The sequence below is a fragment of the Actinospineispora eucalypti genome, assembly GCF_039543365.1.
Lineage (GTDB): Bacteria > Actinomycetota > Actinomycetes > Mycobacteriales > Pseudonocardiaceae > Pseudonocardia > Pseudonocardia eucalypti.
In genome coordinates this window covers 51,688-67,467 of the sequence record NZ_BAABJP010000008.1, presented here as the reverse complement: position 1 = coordinate 67,467, position 15,780 = coordinate 51,688, and the positions used below count along the sequence as shown (strand labels likewise).

Annotated in this window: 15 protein-coding genes; 7 read left to right on the top strand and 8 right to left on the bottom strand. The window is 70.0% G+C overall.

What is annotated here, in order from left to right; translation table 11 throughout:
- Positions 1-49: 49 nt before the first annotated feature.
- Entirely contained in the window at positions 50-1,579 is a 1,530-nt protein-coding gene (locus tag ABEB12_RS11260) for an NAD(P)-binding protein (RefSeq protein ID WP_185061958.1), read from the top strand.
- On the opposite strand, the gene ABEB12_RS11255 is transcribed toward ABEB12_RS11260, so the two are convergent.
- Positions 1,503-2,756, bottom strand: coding sequence for an MFS transporter (locus tag ABEB12_RS11255; protein ID WP_345702746.1), 1,254 nt, complete (start codon positions 2,754-2,756; stop codon positions 1,503-1,505). The two genes, ABEB12_RS11260 and ABEB12_RS11255, sit on opposite strands and share 77 nt — an antisense overlap.
- Positions 2,757-2,823: 67 nt before the next feature.
- On the opposite strand from ABEB12_RS11255, the gene ABEB12_RS11250 reads away from it, so the two are divergent.
- Positions 2,824-3,777: a LysR substrate-binding domain-containing protein gene (locus ABEB12_RS11250; RefSeq protein ID WP_221498171.1), complete on the top strand. Its 954-nt coding sequence runs from the start codon at positions 2,824-2,826 to the stop codon at positions 3,775-3,777.
- 6 nt (positions 3,778-3,783) lie between these two features.
- Here ABEB12_RS11250 and ABEB12_RS11245 read toward each other — a convergent pair whose 3' ends face one another.
- From ABEB12_RS11245 to ABEB12_RS11235, 3 genes are all read right to left on the bottom strand, one after another.
- Positions 3,784-4,350, bottom strand: coding sequence for a dihydrofolate reductase family protein (locus tag ABEB12_RS11245; protein WP_185061963.1), 567 nt, complete (start codon positions 4,348-4,350; stop codon positions 3,784-3,786).
- A 530-nt stretch (positions 4,351-4,880) separates the two neighbouring features.
- Entirely contained in the window at positions 4,881-6,161 is a 1,281-nt protein-coding gene (locus tag ABEB12_RS11240; protein ID WP_345702745.1) for a cytochrome P450, read from the bottom strand.
- Between the two features lie 150 nt (positions 6,162-6,311).
- Entirely contained in the window at positions 6,312-6,791 is a 480-nt protein-coding gene (locus tag ABEB12_RS11235) for an Lrp/AsnC family transcriptional regulator (RefSeq protein ID WP_345702744.1), read from the bottom strand.
- 125 nt (positions 6,792-6,916) lie between these two features.
- Between ABEB12_RS11235 and ald the strand changes: the two genes are divergently transcribed.
- The 5 genes from ald to ABEB12_RS11210 all read left to right on the top strand — a co-directional run bounded on the left by ald (position 6,917) and on the right by ABEB12_RS11210 (position 12,490).
- Positions 6,917-8,032, top strand: a complete 1,116-nt coding sequence (ald, locus tag ABEB12_RS11230) for an alanine dehydrogenase (protein ID WP_185061967.1) — start codon at positions 6,917-6,919, stop codon at positions 8,030-8,032.
- 223 nt (positions 8,033-8,255) lie between these two features.
- Positions 8,256-9,065, top strand: coding sequence for a hypothetical protein (locus ABEB12_RS11225; protein WP_185061969.1), 810 nt, complete (start codon positions 8,256-8,258; stop codon positions 9,063-9,065).
- 132 nt (positions 9,066-9,197) lie between these two features.
- Positions 9,198-9,647, top strand: a complete 450-nt coding sequence (locus ABEB12_RS11220) for a helix-turn-helix domain-containing protein (RefSeq protein WP_185061970.1) — start codon at positions 9,198-9,200, stop codon at positions 9,645-9,647.
- A 5-nt stretch (positions 9,648-9,652) separates the two neighbouring features.
- A complete protein-coding gene (locus tag ABEB12_RS11215) occupies positions 9,653-10,060 on the top strand; it encodes a VOC family protein (protein WP_185061972.1) in 408 nt (135 codons plus the stop codon).
- Between the two features lie 33 nt (positions 10,061-10,093).
- Complete coding sequence (locus ABEB12_RS11210) at positions 10,094-12,490, top strand: ATP-binding cassette domain-containing protein (protein WP_185061974.1); 2,397 nt, start codon at positions 10,094-10,096, stop codon at positions 12,488-12,490.
- A gap of 123 nt (positions 12,491-12,613) precedes the next feature.
- On the opposite strand, the gene ABEB12_RS11205 is transcribed toward ABEB12_RS11210, so the two are convergent.
- The 4 genes from ABEB12_RS11205 to ABEB12_RS11190 all read right to left on the bottom strand — a co-directional run bounded on the left by ABEB12_RS11205 (position 12,614) and on the right by ABEB12_RS11190 (position 15,696).
- Positions 12,614-12,823, bottom strand: coding sequence for a hypothetical protein (locus tag ABEB12_RS11205; protein ID WP_185061975.1), 210 nt, complete (start codon positions 12,821-12,823; stop codon positions 12,614-12,616).
- Between the two features lie 114 nt (positions 12,824-12,937).
- Complete coding sequence (locus tag ABEB12_RS11200) at positions 12,938-13,648, bottom strand: SDR family NAD(P)-dependent oxidoreductase (protein ID WP_185061977.1); 711 nt, start codon at positions 13,646-13,648, stop codon at positions 12,938-12,940.
- Between the two features lie 33 nt (positions 13,649-13,681).
- Positions 13,682-15,022 carry a hypothetical protein gene (locus ABEB12_RS11195; RefSeq protein WP_185061979.1) on the bottom strand — a complete coding sequence of 447 codons (1,341 nt, stop codon included), beginning with the start codon at positions 15,020-15,022 and terminating at the stop codon, positions 13,682-13,684.
- A complete protein-coding gene (locus tag ABEB12_RS11190) occupies positions 15,019-15,696 on the bottom strand; it encodes an ETEC_3214 domain-containing protein (RefSeq protein WP_345702780.1) in 678 nt (225 codons plus the stop codon). The genes ABEB12_RS11195 and ABEB12_RS11190 overlap by 4 nt, the downstream gene beginning before the upstream one ends.
- Between the last annotated feature and the right edge of the window lie 84 nt (positions 15,697-15,780).

Below are 15,780 nucleotides of genomic sequence, written 5' to 3'. Positions count from 1 at the left end.
GCTCGACAGGGTGTTGACTTAGTAGACAATTTGTCAATAAGCTCGCGGCATGGCCGAAGAACACGTCGATGTACTGATCGTCGGGGCCGGGCTGTCCGGCATCGGCGCCGCCTGCCACCTGCGTCGGCAGTGCCCGGGCAAGACGTTCGCGATCCTCGAGGCGAGGGACGCGATCGGCGGCACCTGGGACCTGTTCCGCTACCCGGGGATCCGTTCGGACTCCGACATGTACACGCTCGGCTACTCGTTCTCGCCGTGGACCGAGCCCAAGGCCATCGCCGACGGGGACTCCATCCGCGACTACGTGCGGGACACCGCCGCCCGCTACGGCGTGGACCAGCACATCCGCTTCCGGCACCGGGTGCTCGGCGCCGACTGGTCCAGCGCGGACGCCACCTGGACGGTACGCGCGGAGCGCGAGGACCCGGACGGGAACTCCGAGCCGGTCACCTTCACCTGCTCGTTCCTGTTCGTGAACGCGGGCTACTACCGCTACGACCAGGGCTACACGCCGGAATTCCCCGGCGTCGCCGACTACACCGGCACGCTCATCCACCCCCAGCACTGGCCGGAGGACCTGGACTACGCCGGCAAGCGGGTGGTGGTCATCGGCAGCGGCGCGACGGCGGTGACCCTGGTGCCGGCGATGGCCGAGAAGGCCGCGCACGTCACCATGCTGCAGCGCTCGCCCACCTACATCGTGTCCATGCCGGCCCGCGACCCGCTGGCCGACCTGCTGCGCGACCGGCTCCCGACCCGCCTGGCCTACCCGCTGCTGCGCTGGAAGAACGTCGGCCTGATGACGCTGAGCTACCAGCTCAGCCGCAAGTTCCCCGGGCTGATGAAGGCGATCCTGCGCAAGGGCGTGAAGGACGCGCTGCCGGCCGGCTACGACGTCGACGCCCACTTCAAGCCCAGCTACGACCCGTGGGACCAGCGGCTCTGCCTGATCCCCGACGGCGACCTGTTCCGCACCATCCGGGACGGCCGGGCGGACGTGGTCACCGACCACATCGACACGTTCACCCCCACCGGCCTGCGGCTGCGCTCCGGCCGCGAGCTGGAGGCGGACATCGTGATCACCGCCACCGGGCTGAACGTACAGGCCATGGGCGGGATGAACCTGACCGTGGACGGCGAGGATCTGGAGCCCGGCAAGACCGTGGCCTACAAGGGCATGATGCTCTCCGGGGTGCCCAACTTCGCGCTCACCATCGGCTACACCAACGCCTCCTGGACGCTCAAGGCCGACCTGGTTGCCGAGTACGTGTGCCGGCTGCTCAACCACCTGGACGCCACCGGCAAGCGGGTGGTCACGCCGCTGCCGCCGCCCGAGGGCCAGCCGCTGCGGCCGCTGATCGACCTCCAGTCCGGGTACGTGCTGCGCAGCGTGGGGAGCATGCCCCAGCAGGGCGCGGTGGCCCCGTGGCGGCTGCACCAGAACTACACGCGCGACGTGCTGCTGATGCGCCGGGGTTCGATCCAGGACGCGGGCATCCGGTTCAGCTCGCCCGCGCCGGGGGCACCGGCACCGGCGGCACCGTCCGGAGCCGCAGAGCCAGCACCAGCGCGCCGCTGAGCAGCACGGTCAGGTAACCGGTGACGCCCGGCCAGCCCAGGTGGTCGTAGGCCACGCCGCCGAGTGATCCGCCGACGCTGCTGCCCGCGTAGTAGGCGAACAGGTAGAGCGCCGCCGCCTGGGCCGGCGCGCCACCGGGCAGCAGTGACGCGCGGCGGCCGACGAAACCGCTGGCCACCGAGTGGGCGGCGAAGAAGCCGAGGGTGGTGAGCAGCAGGCCGGCCAGCACGGCGGGCAGCCAGGCCGGCGCGCCCACCCACACCCCGGCGATGGCCACCAGCACGGCGGCCCAGAGCACCCGGCGGCGGCCGAACCGGTCACCCATCCGGCCGCCCCCGGTGGAGGCCCAGGTCCCGGCCAGGTAGCCGAGGAAGATCAGCCCGACCAACGTGCCGGGCAGCCGGAACGGCGGGGCGAGGAGCCGGAAGCCCAGGTAGTTGTAGACGGTCACGAACGAGCCCATCAGCAGGAAGCCGATGCCGAACAGGCAGCGCAGCGCCGGGTCGGCCAGGTGCGTGCGCAGCGGACCGGCGATGTCGCGCAACCGGGTGCGCGGCGGGTCCGGGGCCACCGGCGGGGGCAGCAGCAGCCGGAACGCCACGGTGCACAGCAGCGACACCACACCGATCACCGCCAGCGCGAGCCGCCAGCCGCCCAGGTCGGCGACCACCCCGGTGACCAGCCGCCCGGACAAGCCGCCCAGCGTGTTCCCGGCGATCAGCAGGCCCATCGCGCCGCCCAGCCAGCGGGGCGCCACCTCGCGGGTCACGTGGGCCATGGCCATCGCGGGCAGCGCCGCGAGCGCCACCCCCTGCGCGGCGCGCACCGCGACCAGCGCGCCGAACGACGGCGCCAGCGGGGCGAGCAGGCCGAGGATTGCCGAAAGGGCGAGTGCCCAGGTCATCACCCGGGCCCGCCCCCACGACTCGGCCACGACGGACAGCGGGACGATCGCCAGCGCCAGTGCCCCGGTGGTCGCGGACAGCGCCAGGCTGGCCGTGGACGCGGACAGCCGGAACTCCTCCGCGAGTGTCGGCAGCAGCGCCTGGGCGCAGTAGACCAGCACGAACGTGGCCAGGCCGGCACACCACAGCGCGGCGCCGAGCCGCCGGTACGCACGGGCACCGCGCTCGTGGCCGGCGATCGGACTGGCCTCGGGGGATGCCGTGGAGGTCACGTAGGTCCACGCTAGGTCGCGGATTTCCATGCGTCCAATGCATGTTTGCATCTCCTACGATGCACTTGTGCATGAGCGACTGGGCGAGGCCGAGGCGCTCGCCGCGCTGGCCCCCAGGTTGCGCCAGTTCGTGGCGGTCGCCCGTGCGGAGCACCTGACCCGCGCGGCCGACCAGATCGGCGTGCCGCAGCCCACGCTGAGCCGGGCCATCGCCCGACTGGAGGCCGAGCTGGGCATCACCCTGTTCCTGCGCACCGGCCGGTCGCTGCGCCTCACCCGGGAAGGCCGGGCGCTGTTGCAGCACGCGGACCGGGCACTCACCGAGCTGGCCGTGGCCGCCCGGGAGCTGGCCGGTGACACCCACGGCATGCACGGGCGGGTGGCCCTGGGATTCCTCACCACGCTCGGGGCCGAGGTGGTACCCAGGTTGCTGCGGGACTTCCACGCCGAGCACCCGAACATCCGGTTCGACCTGGTCCAGGGCGGTCACACCGAGGTGCTGGACCGGCTGCGGGACGGCGCCGCCGACCTGGCGCTCACCTCACCCGTCCGCCCGGAGCCGGGCATCGTCGGGCAACCCCTGGGCGAGCAGGAGCTCCGGCTCACCGTCCCCGCCGGACACCGCCTCGCCCGGCACCCCGACGGTGTTTCCACTGGGGTGCCGCTGGCCGAGATCGCCGAGGAGCCGTTCGTCGGCTTCCTGCCCGGGTTCGGGCTGCGCACCACCGTGGACGACTTCTGCCGGGCGGCCGGGTTCCTGCCCCGGCTGGCCTTCGAGGGCGGCGACGTGGAGACCCTGCGCGGCCTGGTCAGCGCCGGACTCGGGGTGTCCCTGCTGCCCTCCTCGCCGCACCCGCTGCCGGCCGGCGTGGTCGAGCTGGCGGTCACCTCGCCCCGCGCCACCCGGGTGGTCGGCCTGCTGTGGATGCGCGGCCGGGCGCTGAGCCCTCCAGTGCGCGCGCTGCGCGAGTTCGTCCAGCGCGCCGGCCCCGCCCTGCTGACCACCGACGCCCCCCGCTAGCGCGTCTCAGTCGTGTTTCGCCTCGTAGCGCAGCAGGACGGTGCCGCCCGGGAAGGTGCGGTTCTCCAACAGCCGCAGCGAGATCCATGACGGCAGTGTCGGGAAGAACGGGGTGCCGCCGCCCACGGCGGTTGGCGCGACCACGATCCGGTACTCGTCCACCAGTCCGGCCCGCACGATCGGCGCGGCCAGCGTCGCGCCCGCCACCTCCAGCCGGCCGTCGGTTTCGGCTTTCAGCTTTGTCACCACCTCGACCGGGTCGCCGCGTTCCAGGCGAGAGTTCCAGGCGACCGACTCCAGGGTGCGCGAGAACACCACCTTGGGCATGTCGCACCAGATGCGGGCGAAGTCGACGATCATCGGGGTGGCGTCCGGGGCCTTGTCGGCGGTCGGCCAGTACGCGGACATCAGTTCGTAGAGCCGCCGCCCGTAGAACGACAGGGCGGTCTCCCGCTCGAAGTCGTTCCAGTACTGGTGCAGTTCTTCGCTCGGATCGCTCCAGTCGATGTTGCCCTGTGCATCGGCGATGTACCCGTCCACCGACACGTTGAAGCCATAGATGAGTCTGCCCATGTAGTTCAGACTGCACCGGAGGGCAAGCCTCATCGCCACGGCGAGAAGCAGTTATCTGTTCATCCCCGGGGGTTCGCCCTTCCCGGAGGCGGTCCACAGGTTTTGATCATTGCTCCGCGGACAAGCTCGGTGGAGCCAACCCGCGCAACTTCAGCCTGAAGATCGACATCAACCTGACGCACGTTTCGCCGGACTCAGAGGTACCTGAGGTTGATGTCGATCACCCGCAACATCTGAACGCCAGCTTGCCCGCCACATACGGCCGATCTGGCATCCCGAAGTGACTGAACCACCCTGCCCAGGTGACTGAATCAGCGTCACCGGGATCCGAGCACACCAACGACTACGACTACGCACCAGCCACGACGTGACCGAACTTACCGACCAGCAGCGGAAGAACCGGGGCGAGTTCATCTCCACCGTCTACCGCACCGAGCACGCGGTGGTCGGGTCCACCCGGAGAAGGGGGAGAAGGCGCTGCTGCTCGGCCAGGTCGCGCAGTGCCCGCTCGGCCCTCGCCGGCTGGGCAACTAGGCCTGAGGCGCCCTCGGCCTGGGCAGCCCGACCAGCTCGGGCATCGGCGGTCCGAGGCGCTTCCCCGGCGGGAACCTGATGGGCACCCGGACCATGCCCTGCACCTGGCTGGCCAGCCAGGTCGAACCGATCTCCCGGTCGATCCCGAACTCCGGGATGCGGCGCAGCAGTTCCTCCAGCAGGATCCGCAGTTCCAGCCGGGCGATATGCGCACCCAGGCACCGGTGCACATGTGCACCGAAACCGAAGTGTCGATTGGGCGACCGATCCAGTCGAAATGTCGTTGCGTCGGAGAATTCGCGCTCATCCCGATTTGTCGCGCCGGTGAGTACCAACAAGGAATCACCGGCCTTCATCGGACAGCCGGCTATTTCGGTGTCCCGGGTGATCTGCCGGCCGAGCTGCACAGGCGTCCAGAGCCGCACGAACTCCTCCACCGCCCGGGGCAACAGACGGGAATCCGCCGCCAGCTTCCGGCGTAGGTCGGCGTCCTCGGCGAGATGGTGAATAATCGAACCAATGATCTTCTGCGTAGTGTCCACACCGGCCACCAACAGGGTCAGACAGTACCCCAGCAGCTCCTCCTGGCTGAGCGGTACGCCGTCGGGTTCGGCGCGCAGCAGCACGGACAGCACGTCGTCGCCCCCGGCGCCGGCCCGCCGCCGCTCGGCCAGCCGCTCGGTGAAATATCCGTACTGCTCCATGGCGGCGGCGAAGGCCGACTCGGGGTTGGTCGCCGAGCCGTGCACGATCCGTTCCACCCAGTCGCACAGCGTCCGGGTATCGCCCGCCGGCAGGCCCAGCAGCCTGGTCAGCACAAACGCCGGTAATGGCACCGCCACGGAGCGGAACGCGTCACAGTGTCCGGCCTCGATGAAATCGTCGATCAGCCCGGTCACCGCGGCCCGGATCGGCTCGGCGTGCCGCTCCTGGGCGACCTGGGCCGAGAAGACCCGGTTCACCACGTCCCGGTAGCGACGGTGCTCCGGCGGGTCGATCTCCTCCGGGATCATCGGCGCGGCCTGTGGGTGTGGCGGGATGGTCACCACGCGGGAGGAAAAGGTATCGGTGTCCTGAATGACCGCGGCGGCCTCCGGATAGCCGGTGACCAGCCAGTACCCGCCATATCGCGCACTCTTTCCGACCGGGCACTCCCGGCGGAGTTCGGCATACCGTTCAAACCAGACTTCCGCGGGTATCCCCTGATCATTATGATCGAAATCCTGATAAGTGGCAGACTTATCCCGCACGACGTTATGATCCATTTGCTTCCCCAAGTCGGAGACGACAATGCTCGCGAGGACTATTCCGTCCGGATCCGCAATCGATCGTAAGCACGGGTAAATGTTTGTGTCAACGCGATAGCAAGATCGGCCCAGTCGCTCGGACTAATCCGAAATTCGACTGGGCCGGTCGGGTGATTTTATTCAGTACGTCAGCGGTACCCGGACGTGGTCGAATATGAGGCTGGTCTGGGTGCCCGCGACGTCCGAGTCGCCGTTCAGGTTGAGCACCAGGTCGCGCAGCGCGGCCGTGCCCGCCGTGGCGACGTGCAGCAGGTAGTCGTCCACGCCGGCCAGGAAGTAGATGTCCCGCACCTCGGGCCGCCCGGAGACCCGGCTCACGAACTGGTTGAGATGGTTGCGCGCGTCGCTGTGCAGGCGGACCGAGATCATCGCCTGCAGCGGATGACCGGTGGACGCCGGGTCGATGTCGGCGTGGTACCCCCGGATCACCCCGCGCGCGCGCAACGCGCGTACTCGCCCGAGGCAGGTGGACGGGGCGATGCCGACCAGCTCGGCCAGTGCGTTGTTGGTGATCCGGGCGTCACGCTCCAGGTGGTGCAGCAGCTCCCGGTCGACCGGGTCCAGTGTGACGGGCCGCGGATCCTGCGGCCGGGACCCCACGTGAGGACCCTTTCGCGCGCTATCTGCACTCATCGCCCTACCTCACAGAATTATCTGCAGATTCATTGGCAGAATCCCGCTATATCTTCATCATAGTCGCATCCGGCTTGCGACAAGGAGATGTCATGAGGATCGCCGTTCCCCGCGAGGTCAAGGACAACGAGTTCCGGGTTGCCCTCACCCCCGCCGGGGTGCACGAGTTGGTCAGCCGCGGGCATGAGGTGATCGTCGAGCAGGATGCCGGCGCGGGTTCCGCGATCCTCGACGAGGAGTACAAGGCCGCGGGTGCGCAGATCCTCGGCGACGCCGCCTCGGTGTGGGCCAGCGCGGAGCTGCTGCTCAAGGTCAAGGAGCCGATCGAGTCCGAGTACCACCACCTCCGGTCGGACCTGACCCTGTTCACCTACCTGCACCTGGCCGCGTCCCGGCCGTGCACCGACGCGCTGCTGTCCGCCGGCACCACGTCCATCGCCTACGAGACCGTGCGCACCGCCGACGGCCGGCTGCCGCTGCTCGCCCCGATGAGCGAGGTCGCCGGCCGGCTGGCCCCGCAGGTCGGCGCGTATCACCTGATGCGCTCCGCCGGCGGGCGCGGCATGTTGCCCGGCGGCGTCCCCGGCGCTCCCGGGGCTCGCGTGGTGATCATTGGCGGTGGCGTGTCCGGGCAGAACGCGGCCGCCATCGCGGTCGGCATGGGTGCCCAGGTGACCGTGCTGGACCTGGATCTGGACAAGCTGCGCGACATCGACGCCCAGTACCACGGCCGGATCCGCACCGTGTACTCCACCGCGTACGCGCTCGAGCAGGAGGTACTCCAGGCCGACCTGGTCATCGGCGCGGTCCTGGTGCCCGGCGCCCGGGCTCCCCGGCTGGTGTCCAACGAACTGGTCGCCCGGATGAAGAAGGGCGCCGTGCTGGTGGACATCGCGATCGACCAGGGCGGTTGCTTCGCCGACTCCCGCCCGACCACGCACGCCAACCCGACCTACCCGGTGCACGACACGGTGTTCTACTGCGTGGCCAACATGCCCGGCGCCGTGCCGCACACCTCCACCCACGCGCTGACCAACGCCACGCTGCCCTACGTGCGCAAGCTCGCCCAGCAGGGCTGGCGGGAGGCGCTGCGGGCCGACGCCGCGCTGGCCGAGGGCCTGAGCACCCACCGGGGCCAGCTCATCACCGAGGCCGTGGCCACCGCACACGAGCTGCCGTTCACGCCGCTGGCCGAGGTGCTCGGCTGAGCCACCCACCCCGACCCACAGGGCCGCAAGCTGCCTTTCCGGCGCCTTGCGGCCCTTTCGCGAGTCCCCTATGCCCCTAATCGGAGCAGCGCCCGGCTCCTGGATCGGCCATTAGGGGAACCAGGTGGGTTCCCCGATTACCTGTCCCGATGCCTGCCATAGTCTTTGCATCAACGTCAAGGACGTACATCGCTCCCCAACCAAGACTTAGGAGTTGACTGAGATGGCCCAGAGCCTCCTCGAATGGATCCGCGACCTGCTGGACGACCCGGACGCCCGTGACGCGTTCCTGGACGACCCGAACGGCTACGCCGCCGACCACGGGTTCCACAACCTCAGCGGCGCCGACGTGTACGACGCCCTGTGCCTGATCGCGGATAACGACCACGGGCACTACCCGGCGCCGAGGCACTACGACCACGACGGCGACGACCACGATGGTGCGACGTACCTGAAGAGCTACGTCAACAACAACTACACCACCATCGAGGACCACAGCACCAACATCGACAACTCGATCCACCAGAACATCGACACCGACGGTGGCGACTTCAACCAGGTCATCGACAACGACCCGGTGGTGGCCTCGGGCGACGGTGCGGTGGCCGCCGGCGGCGACATCCGGGACAGCACGGTGACCACCGGCAACGGCAACGTGGTCGGCGACAACAACCAGGCCGTCACCGGCGACGACAACACCAGCTCGTTCGGCTCCGGCGACGCGACCAGCTCCAACATCGGCCACGCCAGCTTCGGCGACGGCGGCTCGATGTCGGTCGGTGGCGACTCGCACGGCTACAACAGCGACAACGACACCAACACCTCGGTGCACAACTCCGGCGACGGGGACACCGCGGTGAACGTTGCCGGCGACCACGGCTACGCCGACCAGGGCGTGGACCAGAGCCACACCGACAACAGCGACTACTCGAACTACGAGGACAACTCGCGCAGCGACAGCCACGACGACGTCGGCTCGCACAACGAGGTGCGCGACTACGACAGCCACGACACGGACATCGTCCACACCTGATCGACCAGGCACGGCCAACGGCCGGTTCCCCCGCACAACCGGGGGAGCCGGCCGTTTCGCGTGAGGGAGATGCCGAGGAAGGGGAGTGGCTGGTGCGCGACATCAGTATCGCCGCATGGCACGATTTCCCGGGTGGCCAACGGATCGGATCGGGAGCAGCACCTGCGTGACCTCGCGCGGCTGCGCCGCGTCCGCGACCGGATCGACCGCGAGTACGCCCAGCCGCTCGACGTGGAGGCGCTGGCCCGGGGCGCGCACATGTCGGCCGGGCACCTCAGCCGGCAGTTCCGGCTGGCCTACGGCGAGTCCCCCTACAGCTACCTGATGACCCGGCGCATCGAACGGGCCATGGCATTGCTGCGCCGGGGCGGCCTCAGCGTCACCGAGGTGTGCTTCGCCGTCGGTTGTTCCTCCCTGGGCACCTTCAGCACCCGGTTCACCGAGCTGGTCGGCGTGCCGCCCAGCGTCTACCGGGAGCAGCAGGCTCGCGCCACGGCCGGGATGCCGGCGTGCGTGGCGAAACAGGTCACCAGACCGATCAGGAATCGAGAAGCACCCGTCACCGGGCCGTCGATAGCGTGACCGCCATGGATATCACGATTCACGCGAGCTTCCTGCCGCACACCGACCCGGACTCCGCCCTCAACTTCTACCGGGACATTCTCGGCTTCGAGGTGCGCAACAACGTCGGTTACAACGGCATGCACTGGATCACGGTCGGCCCGGCCGGCCAGGACACCGCCATCGTGCTGTTCCCGCCGGAGGCGACTCCGGGGCTCACCGACGACGAGCGGAAGACCATCTCCGAGATGATGGCCAAGGGCACCTTCGGCAGCATCAGCCTGGCCACCAAGGACCTCGACAGCGTCTTCGACCGGCTGCAGGCCGCCGGCGCCGAGGTCGTCCAGGAGCCGACCGAGCAGCCGTACGGCGCCCGCGACTGCGCCTTCCGCGACCCCTTCGGCAACCACATCCGCATCGAGCACCTGCGCTGAACCCTGCCTGACCCGTTCCTGGATGGAGAACTCTTGAGCATCGCCACGAGCACGGACACCCGGTCGCCGGCGCCCCACATCGCCGACACGCACGACCTGATCCGGGTGCACGGCGCACGGGAGAACAACCTGAAGGATGTCAGCGTCGAGCTCCCGAAGCGACGGCTGACGGTGTTCACCGGGGTGTCCGGCTCGGGCAAGAGCTCGCTGGTGTTCGGCACGATCGCCGCCGAGTCGCAGCGGCTGATCAATGAGACCTACAGCGCGTTCATCCAGGGTTTCATGCCGAACCTGGCCCGGCCCGACGTCGATGTGCTCGAGGGCCTGACCACCGCGATCACCGTGGACCAGCAGCGGATGGGCGCCGACCCCCGGTCCACGGTCGGCACCGCGACCGACGCCAACGCGATGCTGCGGATCCTGTTCAGCCGCCTGGGGCAGCCCCACATCGGCTCGCCCCAGGCCTACTCCTTCAACGTCGCCTCCATCAGCGGCGCCGGGGCGGTCAAGTTCGAGAAGGGCGGGAAGACCGTCAAGGAGCGGCGCAGCTTCAGCGTCACCGGTGGCATGTGCGTGCGGTGCGAGGGCCGGGGCTCGGTCAACGACCTCGACCTGACCCAGATCTACGACGAGAACAAGTCGATCAACGGGGGAGCGATCACCATCCCCGGCTACAGCATGGAGGGCTGGTACGGCCGAATCTACCGGGGCTGCGGCTGGTTCGACCCGGACAAGCCGGTCCGCGAGTTCAGCGAGACGGAACTGCACGACCTCCTGCACAAGGAGGCCACCAAGATCAAGGTGGACGGGGTCAACCTGACCTACCTCGGGCTGGTGCCGCAGATCCAGAAGTCGTACCTGTCCAAGGACATCGAGGCGATGCAGCCGCACATCCGCGCCTTCGTGGAGCGGGTCGCCACGTTCACCGCCTGTCCCGACTGCGGCGGTACCCGGCTGTCCGAGCTGGCCCGGTCCTCCAAGATCAACGGACTGAGCATCGCCGACGCGTGCGCGATGCAGATCAGCGACCTGGCCGAGTGGCTCCGCGACCTGACCGAACCCTCCGTCGCGCCGCTGCTGGCCAAGCTCGGGCACACCCTCGACTCGTTCGTGGAGATCGGGCTCGGCTACCTCTCGCTGGACCGGCCGGCCGGCACGCTGTCCGGCGGCGAGGCGCAGCGCACCAAGATGGTCCGACATCTCGGTTCCTCGCTGACCGACGCCACCTACGTCTTCGACGAGCCCACCACCGGCCTGCACCCGCACGACATCCAGCGGATGAACAACCTGCTGCTGCGCCTGCGGGACAAGGGCAACACCGTGCTGGTCGTGGAGCACGAGCCGGAGACGATCGCCATCGCTGACCACGTCGTCGACCTCGGCCCGGGCGCGGGCGTGGCGGGCGGCACGGTCTGCTTCGAGGGAACCGTGGATGCGCTGCGGGCCAGCGGCACCGTCACCGGCCGGCACTTCGACGACCGGGCCAGCTTGAAGGAGAAGGTGCGCACCGCGACCGGTGCGCTGGAGATCCGGGGCGCGACGGCGCACAACCTGCGCGACGTGGACGTGGACATCCCGCTCGGCGTGCTGGTCGTGGTCACCGGGGTGGCCGGGTCGGGCAAGAGCTCGCTGGTGCACGGGTCCATCCCGGGCGGTGCGGGCGTGGTGTCCATCGACCAGACCCCGATCCGAGGCTCGCGGAGGAGCAATCCGGCGACCTACACCGGCCTGCTGGAACCGATCCGCAAGGCGTTCGCCAAGGCCAACGGAGTGAAGCCGGCGCTGTTCAGCGCCAACTCCGAGGGTGCCTGCCCGACCTGCAACGGCGCCGGCGTGATCTACACCGACCTGGCCATGATGGCCGGCGTCGCCACCACTTGCGAGGAGTGCGAGGGGCGGCGGTTCGAGGCCTCGGTGCTGGAGTACAAGTTCGGCGGCCGGGACATCAGCGAGGTGCTGGCCATGTCGGTGACCGAGGCCGAGGCGTTCTTCGGCGCGGGGGAGACCCGCACACCGGCCGCCCACGCCGTCCTGGAGCGCCTGGTCTCGGTCGGGCTGGGCTATCTGACCATCGGTCAGCCGCTGACCACGCTGTCCGGCGGCGAGCGGCAACGGCTCAAGCTGGCCACCCACATGGCGGAAAAGGGTGGCATATATGTCCTGGACGAACCGACCACCGGTCTACACCTGGCCGATGTCGAACAACTGCTCGGTCTGCTGGACCGCCTGGTGGACGCCGGCAAGTCGGTGATCGTCGTGGAGCACCACCAGGCGGTGATGGCGCACGCCGACTGGATTATCGACCTGGGACCGGGCGCCGGCCACGACGGCGGTCAGATCATCTTCCAGGGCACACCCGCCGCATTGGTCACGGCGCGCGAAACCCTGACCGCCCAACACCTGGCCGACTACGTACACCCAGGCGCCTGACCGCCCGACCCCACCCGCGAGTCGACAGTCTGAGCACAACCAACGATGTGCCAGAACCGCCGACTCGCGGGATTGACGTTCGGCCCGATAATCTACATTATGTCAAGTAGCCCGGTAGTGGACCTACTTGGTGCCCTGTCCCGGCACCAACGCATTGATCGCCGAGGGTGAGTCGTGGTCGACGAGTTCTTCGAGCTGCTCCGCGACACGGTTGATCGCCGAGGCGATGGCCAGTAACGCTCGCACCTGCGCGGCGGCGGGAAGGTTGGCGTTCAGGTTCTGGTGCGCAACCACCTCGTGCTGGCCCGGCCCGATCATGTAGTCGTCGCTCACGACTGATTGCTCTCCCTGGTCTCGCGGCCACGCGGATGGCCGGCCGGCCCGCCGCGGAACCCCATCGTTGCCGGCCGGGTCGGTTCGCGTGAGCGGTTTGGCGAAATCAGCCGGTTACCAGGCGAGCGTGCCCCGGGCGTCGAAGCAGGTGCCGGTCGGGCCGTCGGGGCCGATCTGCGCCATCCGGACGATGATCTCGGCGCCCTGTTGGACGGTTTGTGCGCCTGACCCCCGGTTCAGGTCGGTGCCGGTGAACCCGGGCTCCACCGCGTTGACCCGAATGTCCGGGAACGCCTTGGCGTACTGCACGGTGAGCATGTTGACCGCCGCCTTGGACGCCGGATACGCGACACCCTCGTAGTTGTAGGCCCGGACGCCCGGGGTGGCCACGCGGCTCACCGAGGCCAATCCGCTGCTCACGTTCACCACGACCGGCGCGGCGGACCGCCGCAGCAACGGCAGGAACGCGTGCAGTACCCGCACCATGCCGATCACATTGGTGTCGAGGGTGCTGCGCATCAGCTCGGCGGTCAGGTCCGCCGCGCCGATGACCGTGTTGTCGTCGGTCCACTCCGGTGCGATGCCGGCGTTGTTGACCAGGACGTCCAGTCCTCCCCCGGCCTCCACCAGCTTGGCCGCGGCGGCCACCGATGCGTCGTCGGTGACGTCCAGCTGAACCGCCCGCGCGCCCACCAGCGCGGCGGCCCGCTCCCCTCGCTCGGCGTCCCGGCTGCCGAGGTAGACCTGGTGGCCCACGGCGACGAGCTGGCGGGCGGCCTCGAAGCCGAGGCCCTTGTTGGCCCCGGTGATCAGAATCGTTGTCATACCTCGAAGCTAGAATTTAGAGTGCGCTCTAGGTCAAGCGCGAAGGTGAACCCTGACCACGTGGGCCGTGATGCGGTCGACCAGGCCGGCCAGCCGGGCGCGGTCCGGCGGCGCGTCCGGCTCCCCCCGGAGCTGGATCCCCGCCTCGACGACCAGGCTCACCGGCTCGTGGGCGGTTAGCCGGAGGGTCTCGATCGCCCCGACGGCCCGGCACCCCGGGCGGCCGGCGACCTGGACGCCCTCCGACCCGGGCTGGCACCGCGCATCGCCCACGGACTCGAACCGCAGCGAGTAGCGCAGGCCCGCGTCGGTAGCCACCAGGCACGCCCCGGACGGCGCGGCGGCAAAGGTCGGGGGCGAGCCGAACAGGTCCGAGGGGGCGTCGCGCAACATCGCGCAGACCTGGTCGGCCGCCTCGGGCGACGGATGGGCCGCCGTGGCGAGCAGAGCCTCCCGGCCAACCGGAGCGGCCACCGGCCGGGGCGCGCGGCAGCGAGCGAGGTCGGTGGGTTGGACGCCGCAGGCGAGCGGGCGCACGTCGTCCGGATCGCCGAGTGTGATGCCGAGCCGGGGCGGCGCGGGGGGCGCCGGCGGGGCCGGTTGGAACAGCGCCCGGCGGACGTGGTCCATGGCCCGGCGGGCCTCCTCGCAGCCGCCGTTGCCGATGGTGAGCACGACCCCGCCGTCCGCCACCGTGCAGGACGGGTCGCCCTCGCCCAGCCGTTCCGCGGTGTCCGGCGCCGGGGCGTAGCTGGTCTCCAGGCTGAGGTAGCCGAGCTGGTCGGCGAGCTTCCCGGCGCACGAGTCGGCGCCCGCCGGCTCGTCCTCCCGCCCGCCGGTGGGCTCCCAGACCTCGACACCCGGCACCGTTCGCAACAGGTCGCACGCGGTGCGCCGGGCCAGCCCGTCCGCCGGGCCGCGTCGGCTCGCGGTGGCCGGCCGCCGCATCATGCGGGCCGCACGCTCGGCCAGCGCGCGAGCCTCGGCGCATCCTCCGGTCGGATCCGGCGCGGCCATCTCGATCGCCCTGGTGGCGGAGATCGGCAGGTCGACCCGGCAGCTCGGCCGGCCACCGAAGCGGCGCTGGTAGCCGACCAGCCCCGCGACCGCGACCGGAGCCGAGGCCAGCCGGGTGGCGGTGCCGAACGGCGCGGCCACCCGCACGGTGAGCCGGCCGGCGGGGCGCTCCAGCTCGCAGGTATGTGGGCGGCTCAGCCGGACCGAACCCGGCTCGCCATGGAGCGGGGCGCACGGGTCGAACTCGGCGAGCGCCCAGTCCGCCGGTTGCTCGGGGATCGGGCCGCCGGCGGGCGAGTTGCATCCGGCGGCCACCAGCAGGCCCACGGTGATCAGAAACCACCGCGCGCGGGTCATCGGCATTCGCCGGGGATGTCGCAGGCGGAGTCCTGCAACCACGGCGACCGGTTCACCGGGACCGGGCTTGGGTCGAAGTCACGGGCGGTCAGGGTGAAGCCGCTGATCCGCAGGCCGGCGCGCAGCCTGTCCCGCTCCGGGACGGCTTCACAGGGCCGGCCGGCCGTGTCGTCCGGGCGCCCGCAGCTCAGGTCGTTGCGGGCGAGCAGATCGATCGCGTCGTCGGCGGGGCGGGGCGTGCCGGTGCCGTCCCAGCTCTTGGTCAGGATGAGGGTCCGCCCGTGGGTGGCGCCCGCCGGTCCGACCTCCTCCGAGTACTCGTACTTGGCGCTGGCCGGATAGCCCGTGTACACCCCGGAGACCAGGTCGAACCGCAGGTCGGCGAAGTTGGACCGGCCCAGCCGGAGACCGTCGGTGTACGGGATCGGCGCGTCGAACGTGGGGTCCGTGCTGGTCACGGTGTAAATGTCCACCTGGCCGGCGTGGTCAACCACGGCCTGCACCACGAACTCCGGGCGTCGCCAGACCCATTCGACGAACTCGCCGCCCGGCACGGGACGCTTGGCCAGCGGCCCGCCGAGCCGGTCGACGTAGGTGCTGACCTGCACCCCCGCTTCCAGGCCCCGCACCACCTGGACCGAGTCCTCGGCCGGCGTGCAGCCGGCCTGGAACATCGCCACAACGCACCCGCACAACACCCATCGCACGACGCCGCGCCCGTCCATCCCGGCCTCCACTTGGCGAACCCTTGGCGAACC

Coding starts and splice junctions, on each gene's coding strand:
- ABEB12_RS11260 (WP_185061958.1), top strand. CDS start 50: ATGGCCGAAGAACACGTCGATGTACTGATCGTCGGGGCCGGGCTGTCC.
- ABEB12_RS11245 (WP_185061963.1), bottom strand. CDS start 4,350: ATGGGCAGACTCATCTATGGCTTCAACGTGTCGGTGGACGGGTACATC.
- ald (WP_185061967.1), top strand. CDS start 6,917: ATGAGGATCGCCGTTCCCCGCGAGGTCAAGGACAACGAGTTCCGGGTT.
- ABEB12_RS11225 (WP_185061969.1), top strand. CDS start 8,256: ATGGCCCAGAGCCTCCTCGAATGGATCCGCGACCTGCTGGACGACCCG.
- ABEB12_RS11215 (WP_185061972.1), top strand. CDS start 9,653: ATGGATATCACGATTCACGCGAGCTTCCTGCCGCACACCGACCCGGAC.
- ABEB12_RS11200 (WP_185061977.1), bottom strand. CDS start 13,648: ATGACAACGATTCTGATCACCGGGGCCAACAAGGGCCTCGGCTTCGAG.
- ABEB12_RS11195 (WP_185061979.1), bottom strand. CDS start 15,022: ATGACCCGCGCGCGGTGGTTTCTGATCACCGTGGGCCTGCTGGTGGCC.
- ABEB12_RS11190 (WP_345702780.1), bottom strand. CDS start 15,696: ATGTTCCAGGCCGGCTGCACGCCGGCCGAGGACTCGGTCCAGGTGGTG.